Source organism: Nonomuraea rhizosphaerae (assembly GCF_019396405.1).
In the GTDB taxonomy this organism is placed as follows: domain Bacteria; phylum Actinomycetota; class Actinomycetes; order Streptosporangiales; family Streptosporangiaceae; genus Nonomuraea; species Nonomuraea rhizosphaerae.
The window spans coordinates 1-7,974 of the sequence record NZ_JAHKRL010000193.1 but is presented as its reverse complement, the minus strand read 5'-3'; the positions used below and the strand labels follow the sequence as shown (position 1 = coordinate 7,974).

The window sequence follows — 7,974 nt, the reverse complement described above, 5'->3', positions numbered from 1 at the left end:
CGCCCGGCACCGGCCGCACGCGTGGCCGGCGCCGGGCGGGCCTTCCCTGTCACGGGAGCAGGCGCAGGTCCGCGTCCGTGACCAGGTCGAAGCGGAGCGCCAGGTTGATCAGCGCCGCCCGCTGCCAGTCGGCCTTGCCGCTCCCGTCCGGCTGTTTGACCCTGAGCTTGGTGCGGGCCAGGTAGTCGATGTGGAAGTTCACCCCGCTCCTGGTCAGCTCGTGCCCCTCCAGGCGTTCGATGAGCTGCGGAACGGTGGGGACGACCGTGCTGGACGGGTCGTGCAGCCGGGCCTCGCAGAGCGCGACCAGGACGAGGAAGTACTTGGCGCTCCGGTCGAGCGGGAAGACCCCCTGCGTGGCGGCGCCGGAGGAGGAAGAGGAGACGGTCTCGGCGGTGCCGAACACGTGCTCGGGCGCGAACACCAGGAAGCCTGTCGTCCCGTGCTCCGCGGGCAGGATCACGCGGGAGATCTCGAACGGGACCGGCATCCCCATCCGCAGCGGCGGCACCTTGACGAACTCGCCGCCGCCCTCCGGGTTCTCGATCACGTACGTGCGCCGCGCGCTCAGGTTGCTGATCAGCCAGTAGTCCTCGACCGCCTGGATCCGCCCCGCCAGGCGCGACACGGCCCGGTCGGCCACCACGATGTCGACGGGGACATCGTCGGAGCCGCGGCCGAACGTGGCGGTCTCGCCTGGTTTGAGGTCGGCCGCCACAGCCGTGTCGGTCTGGATGAGTACGGTGCGCATGCGCATGGTTGTACTTTCGTCGAGCGGATCAGCGCCAGCTATAACCTTCCAGGGACTTCGCCGGCGGTCGTGAGCCTTCCGGCAACTACCAGACCGGCGGCCGGCGTGTGCCCCAGAAACCGCCCCTCTCCGCCTCGACCTGCGCCGACAGTGAGATCAGCGTGGCCTCGTCACCGACCCGGCCGGCGAGCATGACGCCGATCGGCAGGCCGTCGCCGGTCCAGTGGAGCGGCAGGTTCACGGCGGGCTGCCCGCTGACGTTGTAGATGGCGGGGAAGGCCGCGAAGCGCTTCATCCGCTCGAACGTCTCCTCCACCTCGTCCACGTCCTCGAACCAGCCCACGGGGCGCGGCGGCTGGGTGACGGTCGGCGTGAGCACGGCGTCGTAGGCGTCGGTGATCACCAGTGCGCTCCTGCACGCGGCCTGCAGAGCCGCCTGGGCCTGGAGGAACGCGGGGGCCGGGGTGGCGAAGCCGCGCTCGCGCAGCCACCTGGTCAGCGGCCTGAGCCGGTCGGCCTGGTCGTCGGCCACCGGGTGCATGCAGGCGAAGACGAACCACAAAGTGATGAACCGCGGCACCGTGTCGGCCCCGAACGGCGGGTCGATGTCGACGATCTCGTGCCCGAGCCGGGCGAGCGTGGCGCTGGCGGCCTCGTAGGCGGCCAGCACGTCCGGGTCCACCTCGGCCCCCGGGACGACGGGCCGGGCGTAGCGGGCGATGCGCAGCCGGTCGGGGTCGCGGGAGGCGTGGGCGAGGAACGTTCCCTCGTGCGGCGGCGCGAGGTAGAGGTCGCCGGGCGTGTTGTGCGTCATGGCGTCGAGCAGGGCGGCGGCGTCGGCGACGGTTCTGGCGATGGGGCCGTTCGTGCCGAGTCCGGCCAGGTCGGGGATGACGGGCGCGAAGCTGATGCGTCCGCGCGTGGGCTTGATGCCGTACAGGCCGCAGACCGAGGCGGGGATGCGGATCGAGCCGGCGCCGTCGCTGCCCTGCGCGGCGGGGGCGAGCCCGGCGGCCACGGCCGCGGCGGCGCCGCCGCTCGACCCGCCGGCGGAGCAGTCGAGGTTCCACGGCGAGCGGGCGGGCGGTGAGACATATGTCTCCGTGTAGCAGGGCAGCCCGAACTCCGGCGTCGCGGTCTTGCCCAGCATGACCGTGCCCGCGTCACGCAGCCGCTCGACCACCGTGTCGTCCACCGGCGCGACGAACTCCCGGTATGTCGCGGACCCGAACATGATCGGCACGTCCTTCACCAGGTTAAGATCCTTTATCGGGATCGGCACTCCGGCGAGGGGCCCGTCCGGCAGCTCCTCGGCCAGACGGCGTGCCTGGTCGAGGGCCCTCTCGGCGGTCACGGTCACATACGCGCCTACCTGAGGATCGATGCGCTCGATCCGGTCGAGGTAGTGCTGGGTGAGCTCGACCGGCGAAATCTCCTGGTCGCGGATGGCCTGCGCCTGCTCTAGAGCCGACAGCTCATGAAGTTCTCGCACGCTACCGCACACTAGGGATCTCTAGAGAAGAACGTAATAGATACCCGGAAAACGGGCGTGGAACACGGTGGGCTGGGCCATAAAACTATGGACAAGGCAATACTAGGAACCGACAAGAATCACGGGCTACGGTGAGTTACGTGGACTCCGACCAGCAACGAGAAGACGGTCACAACACGTCACCGATCTGGGTGAGTGACCGACCCGAAGGCGAGCAGACCCCCGCCAAGCACTCGGCGCCCACGTCAACCTACGCGCCCATCGAGCGCGCCTCACTGCGCACTCTGATCCAGCAACCGCGCTTCCGCACCATCCGCAACCGTGCGCTGGTGGGTGTCGGGGCCGCTGTGATCGTGGGCTTCCTCGTGGGCGATTGGCGGATTGGGGTGACCGCGGGCGTGATCGCGGTCATCGTCGACACTGTTTGGCGAGCGCGGTCCAACTCGACCGTGCCCGCGTGGCGGCGCGCCTCCATAGCGGAGCGCCGTACCGAGGCCCAGCTGCGCCAGCTCGAACGCAGGGGCTACCGCACGCTCCACGCCAGGGCGATCCCGAACAGCGAGGCCCAGATCGACCACCTGGTCGTCGGGCCCACCGGCGTGTACGCGGTCGACTCCGAGAAGTGGGACAAGCGGCTGCCCGTCCGCGTGCAGATGGGCAAGAAGCTCTTCCACGGGCCGTTCGACAAGAAGCCGCGTCTCACCGAGGCGAAGTGGGAGGCCTCGCAGGCCAGTGAGCTGATCAGCGCCGCGTACGGCAAGGAGATCTCGGTCGTGCCGTCGCTGGCCATCTACGGGCCGGCGGTGCCGTGGAAGATCATGACGATCCGCGGCGTCGACGTGTACGAAGGCGCCCGCGCCCGCAAGTGGATCACCAAGCGGGAGAAGGCGCTGACGCCCGCCGAGGTGGAACGCCTCTACGAGATCGCGGCTCAGGTCCTGCCGGCGAGATACGGCGAGGGCTGAGCATCCCTGACCGAACCAGGCGGGCGGCCCCCGACGTAGCGGGCCCCCGCTGTCAGGTGCGCCGCCCTCTGCCGGGCGCACTGTCTGCCGGGCGCACTGTCCATCAGGCGTGCTGTCTGTCAGACGCACTGTCTGTCCGGCGTGCTGTCTGCCAGGCGTGCGGTCGGTCTGCCAGGTGGGTCACCGCTTGGCGCGTGCCCGGGTGCGCGTCGTGACGCGCGCGCCGAACTCGTCGAGCTCCTCGGCCAGCTCCGCGCTGGGCGGCAGGTCGCGCGGCAGGCGCGAGTACATCGCGCCGCCGAAGCCGGCGGCCCGCACGACGGTGTCGATCAGCGCCTCGCGGTCGTCCGGCCAGGGGAACGACGGCTGCGCGATGAACAGCGACACGCAGCCGTGCACGGCCGACCAGAGGGCGAGCGCGAGCTTCTCGGGCTCGCCCCTGAGCACGCCGGTCTCCACGCAGGCGGCGACGGCCCCCACCATGTGACGCAGGCACGCCGCCGCCGCGTCCTCCCCGGTCGAGGGCCGCATCATCAGCACCCGGTACTGCACCGGGTGGTCGAGCGCGAAGCGGGCGTACGCGCGTCCGCACCGGCCCAGCGCCAGGAACGGGTCGTCGCACGAGGCCGCCGCCTCGGCGAAGAGCGCGCCGAGCTCGTCCCAGACGCGCAGGCACACGGCCTCCACGAGCGCTTCCTTGTCGGCGAAGTGCAGGTAGACCGACGGCGTGGACACACCCGCGCGGCCGGCCACGGCGCGCAGCGTCAGCGCGTCCTCGGTGCCGGTCTCGACCAGGAGTTGCTCGGCCGCGCACAGGATCTCATCGCGCAGCAGCGCGCCGTCCCCGCGTCTGGCCCGGATGCGTCTCGTCGCCATGGCTTCTAGGTTGACGCCGTCAAGTTGACGATGTCAATCTGATCTCCTGGCGAGAAGGAGTCACGAAAAATGGGGACCTTTAGCGACGCGACCGCGCTGACCGCTCTCGCGCCCGGCCACTATCAGGCCACGCTGGACCCGCAGTGGAGCGTCGGCACGCGGCTGCACGGCGGCTACCTGCTCGCGGTGCTCGGCCGCGCCGCCGTCGAGAGCGCGGGCGCCGGCCATCCGCACGTGACCGCCGTCAGCAGCGCGTTCGTGGAGCCGCCCGAGCCCGGCCCGGCCGACGTGCGGGTGACGACGCTGCGGATCGGCAGGAGTGTGGCGCAGGTCGGCGCGGAGCTGGCGCAGGAGGGCAGGCCGCGGGTGTCGGCGCTGTTCGCGCTGGGCGTGCTGGACGACACCAGCCCTTGGTGGTCGGGCGTGGAGCCGCTGGAGATCCCGCCGCGCGAGCAGTGCGTCCCGGCCTCCACCAGGCCGCCGGGCGCCCGGTTCGACATCCCGCTGATGGAGGTCATCGACCAGCACCTGCACCCCGACCAGCTGGCGTTCGCGTTCGGGACGCCCTCGCGGCGCGGCCTCGTCTCCACCTGGCAGCGGCTGGCCGACGGCACGGACTGGGACCCGCTGAGCCTGCTGGTGGCCCTCGACCCGGTGCCGCCCGCCACGTACGACCTGGGCATACCTGGCTGGATCCCCACCATCCAGCTGTCCGCCTACATCCGCAGGCTGCCCGCGCCAGGACCGGTCAGGGTGCGGCTGCGGGCCTCGGACGTGGGCGGCGAGCGCATCGACGAGACGGCCCACGTCTGGGACGAGAAGGGGCACCTGGTGGCGCAGTCCACCCAGTTCGCCGCCGTGCGCATCCCGACCGATGGACAGTTGTCTCAGCAACCGGGCGATGGTCGTACCATGTGAAGACTCGCGAACGATGGGAGAGGTCCAATGCCCGCCCTCAGGTCACGTACGGTCACCCACGGCAGAAACATGGCCGGTGCCCGGGCCCTGCTCCGGGCGACCGGTGTAGCCGGGAGCGACTTCGGCAAACCCATCATCGCGGTGGCCAACAGCTTCACCCAGTTCGTCCCGGGTCACGTCCATCTGCGTGAGGTCGGCGACGTGGTGTCCGCCGCCATCCGCGAGGCGGGGGCGATCCCGCGCGAGTTCAACACGATCGCGGTCGACGACGGCATCGCGATGGGCCACGGCGGCATGCTCTACTCGCTGCCCTCGCGCGAGCTGATCGCCGACGCGGTCGAGTACATGGTCAACGCCCACTGCGCCGACGCGATGATCTGCGTCTCCAACTGCGACAAGATCACGCCGGGCATGCTGCTGGCAGCCTTCCGGCTGAACATCCCGACGATCTTCGTCTCCGGCGGGCCCATGGAGGCCGGCAAGACACCGGGCCGCAAGCTCGACCTGATCGACCCGATGATCGCCGCCGCCGACAGCAGCGTCTCCGACGCGGACCTGCTGGAGATGGAGGAGAACGCCTGCCCGACCTGCGGCTCCTGCTCCGGCATGTTCACCGCCAACTCCATGAACTGCCTCACCGAGGCCATGGGCCTGGCCCTGCCCGGCAACGGCACGATCCTGGCCACGCACAAGGCGCGCAAGAAGCTGTTCGAGGACGCCGGGCGGCAGCTCGTCGAGATCACCCGCCGCTACTACGAGGAGGGCGACGAGTCGGTGCTGCCGCGCTCGGTCGGCACCAGCGACGCGTTCGAGAACGCGATGACGCTCGACGTCGCCATGGGCGGCTCCACGAACACGATCCTGCACATCCTGGCCGCCGCCCGCGAGGCCGAGGTCGACTTCGGCCTGAAGGAGATCAACGAGATCTCGCTGCGGGTGCCGTGCCTGTGCAAGGTGGCCCCGGCGACGAACAAGTACCACGTCGAGGACGTCCACCGCGCCGGCGGCATCCCGGGCATCCTGGGCGAGCTCGACCGCGCCGGGCTGCTGCACCGCGACGTGCCGACGGTCAACGGCGGCACGCTGGGCGACACCCTCGCCGCCTGGGACGTCCGCTCGCCGTCCGTCCTGCCCGAGGCCGTCGAGCTGTGGCACGCCGCGCCCGGCAACGTGCGCACGGTGAAGGCGTACTCGCAGGACAACCGCTGGGACTCCCTCGACACCGACCGCGCCGATGGCTGCATCCGCGACCTGGAGCACGCCTACACCGCCGACGGCGGCCTCGCCGTCCTCTACGGCAACATCTCCCGTGACGGCGCGGTGGTGAAGACGGCCGGGGTGGACGAGTCGATCTGGAAGTTCAGCGGGCCCGCGGTGGTGTTCGAGTCGCAGGAGCAGGCGGTCGAGGGCATCCTGGGCGGGCGCGTGAAGGAGGGCGACGTGGTCGTCATCCGCTACGAGGGCCCCAAGGGCGGTCCGGGGATGCAGGAGATGCTGTACCCGACGTCGTTCCTCAAGGGCAAGGGGCTCGGCAAGGCGTGCGCGCTGGTCACCGACGGACGCTTCTCGGGCGGCACGTCGGGGCTGTCGATCGGCCACGCCTCCCCCGAGGCGGCCGAGGGCGGCATGATCGCGCTGGTCGAGGACGGCGACACGATCGAGATCGACATCCCCAACCGGCTGCTCGAGCTGCGCGTGCCGGAGGCCGAGCTGGCCGAGCGCCGCACCCGGCTGCTGGCCGACGACCTGCACGGCTACCGGCCGCGCGACCGTCAGCGCCCGGTGTCGGCGGCGCTGCAGGCGTATGCGGCGATGACCACGTCGGCGTCCACGGGCGCCTCCCGCGACCTCAGCCAGCTGTCCCGCTGATCCGTTCAACTTGTTGAACGGGGAACGCCCGTTACGACCGGAGTGTGTCGTAGCGGGCGTTCCGCGTGTCTCCGCCGATTTTTCGGGGCCTTTTTACGGCCAGCATGGGCCGGCCCCACCCTCGGTGCAGGGCCGGCGTCTGTCCAGGGGAACGCTCCTCCGGTGATGCGGGGCCGGCCGCCGTGACGTGCGCACAGTGGGCCACTTTCGTGGACACGGGCCGCTGACCAGGGCCGGGATGATGCTCCCGGTCAGAGCCGAGACGGTGCTTCGTCAGCCGGTGAGGTGCTTGACCGCCAGCCGGGCGACGCGCTCGACCGTCGTGACGCCCGTGGACATGGCCGGGCTGCGTTCCGACAGCACGGCGACCAGCAGTTCGTGGCCCTGGACGGCCAGGCGGCCGATGCTATTGACCGTCCACAGGCCGCCGTGCACCCGGGCCGGGAGCCAGCCGTTCTTCAGCGCCGCCTTCCTGTCCAGGGTCCCGACGCCCCAGGTCTGGGAGCGGGTGACGGACGACATCAGGGTCAGCGCGTAACGGCGGTTGGCGGCCGAGACGGGACCCGCCGGATCGGCCAGGGCGTCGAGGACCTTCACCTGGTCCGACGGGCGGCTGCGGGTCGAGCCCCAGTAGAGCCCGGAGCCTGGACGCGTGTGCCGGATGCCGAGCCGCCGCAGGGTCCTGGTCAGGCCGGACTGGCCGCCGATCGCCGTGTAGAGCCGGTGCGCGCACTGGTTGTCGCTGTGGCGGATCATGCGTGCGGCCAGGTCGCGGTGGTAGGGGGCGAGACGGTGGTGCTCACGCTGGGCCCGCAGGAGCAGCGCCAGCAGGATGTCCACCTTGGCGACGCTGGCCAGCAGGAACGGCTCCCGCTCGCGGAAGGCGTAGCGCAGGCCGGTGGTCCGGTCGTGCACCGCCACCGCCGCTCGCCCCGGCCGGCCCCTGAGGTAGCGTCCGAGCGCCTGGTCCAAGGCCCGGGTGTCGACCTGCGACCGAGCGACCACCCCGGGGGCCGCCACGTCGCCACCCGGCGCTGGTGTGGGGCCCCCTGACGTCCGTGCGGCGGCCTGCGGCGCCGCGCCCCCCCGCCCGGCTCCGGCGG

The 7,974-nt window shown here is 71.2% G+C and carries 7 protein-coding genes; 3 read left to right on the top strand and 4 right to left on the bottom strand.

The genetic code is table 11. The features are described from left to right. Positions 1-49: 49 nt before the first annotated feature. Together KME77_RS09485 and KME77_RS09480 are read right to left on the bottom strand one after the other, a co-directional pair. Positions 50-751 (bottom strand): FHA domain-containing protein, encoded by a 702-nt coding sequence (locus KME77_RS09485; protein WP_219464174.1) that lies wholly within the window; start codon positions 749-751, stop codon positions 50-52. Between the two features lie 85 nt (positions 752-836). Beyond that, entirely contained in the window at positions 837-2,243 is a 1,407-nt protein-coding gene (locus tag KME77_RS09480) for an amidase (RefSeq protein WP_219464165.1), read from the bottom strand. A gap of 140 nt (positions 2,244-2,383) precedes the next feature. Between KME77_RS09480 and KME77_RS29180 the strand changes: the two genes are divergently transcribed. After that, complete coding sequence (locus KME77_RS29180) at positions 2,384-3,208, top strand: nuclease-related domain-containing protein (RefSeq protein WP_219464163.1); 825 nt, start codon at positions 2,384-2,386, stop codon at positions 3,206-3,208. Between the two features lie 180 nt (positions 3,209-3,388). On the opposite strand, the gene KME77_RS09470 is transcribed toward KME77_RS29180, so the two are convergent. Beyond that, complete coding sequence (locus KME77_RS09470; RefSeq protein WP_219464160.1) at positions 3,389-4,084, bottom strand: TetR/AcrR family transcriptional regulator; 696 nt, start codon at positions 4,082-4,084, stop codon at positions 3,389-3,391. Between the two features lie 69 nt (positions 4,085-4,153). Here KME77_RS09470 and KME77_RS09465 point away from each other — a divergent pair, with 69 nt between their 5' ends. Continuing rightward, the gene (locus KME77_RS09465; protein WP_219464158.1) at positions 4,154-5,002 is read left to right on the top strand and encodes a thioesterase family protein; all 849 of its coding nucleotides are present in this window, start codon (positions 4,154-4,156) and stop codon (positions 5,000-5,002) included. Positions 5,003-5,029: 27 nt separating this feature from the next. Next, positions 5,030-6,871: a dihydroxy-acid dehydratase gene (ilvD, locus tag KME77_RS09460; protein ID WP_219464155.1), complete on the top strand. Its 1,842-nt coding sequence runs from the start codon at positions 5,030-5,032 to the stop codon at positions 6,869-6,871. Positions 6,872-7,144: 273 nt separating this feature from the next. On the opposite strand, the gene KME77_RS09455 is transcribed toward ilvD, so the two are convergent. Beyond that, positions 7,145-7,974 (bottom strand): serine hydrolase (locus KME77_RS09455; protein ID WP_219464152.1); only part of this gene is annotated, 830 nt, incomplete at its 5' end.

Coding starts and splice junctions, on each gene's coding strand:
- KME77_RS09485 (WP_219464174.1), bottom strand. CDS start 751: ATGCGCACCGTACTCATCCAGACCGACACGGCTGTGGCGGCCGACCTC.
- KME77_RS09470 (WP_219464160.1), bottom strand. CDS start 4,084: ATGGCGACGAGACGCATCCGGGCCAGACGCGGGGACGGCGCGCTGCTG.
- KME77_RS09465 (WP_219464158.1), top strand. CDS start 4,154: ATGGGGACCTTTAGCGACGCGACCGCGCTGACCGCTCTCGCGCCCGGC.
- ilvD (WP_219464155.1), top strand. CDS start 5,030: ATGCCCGCCCTCAGGTCACGTACGGTCACCCACGGCAGAAACATGGCC.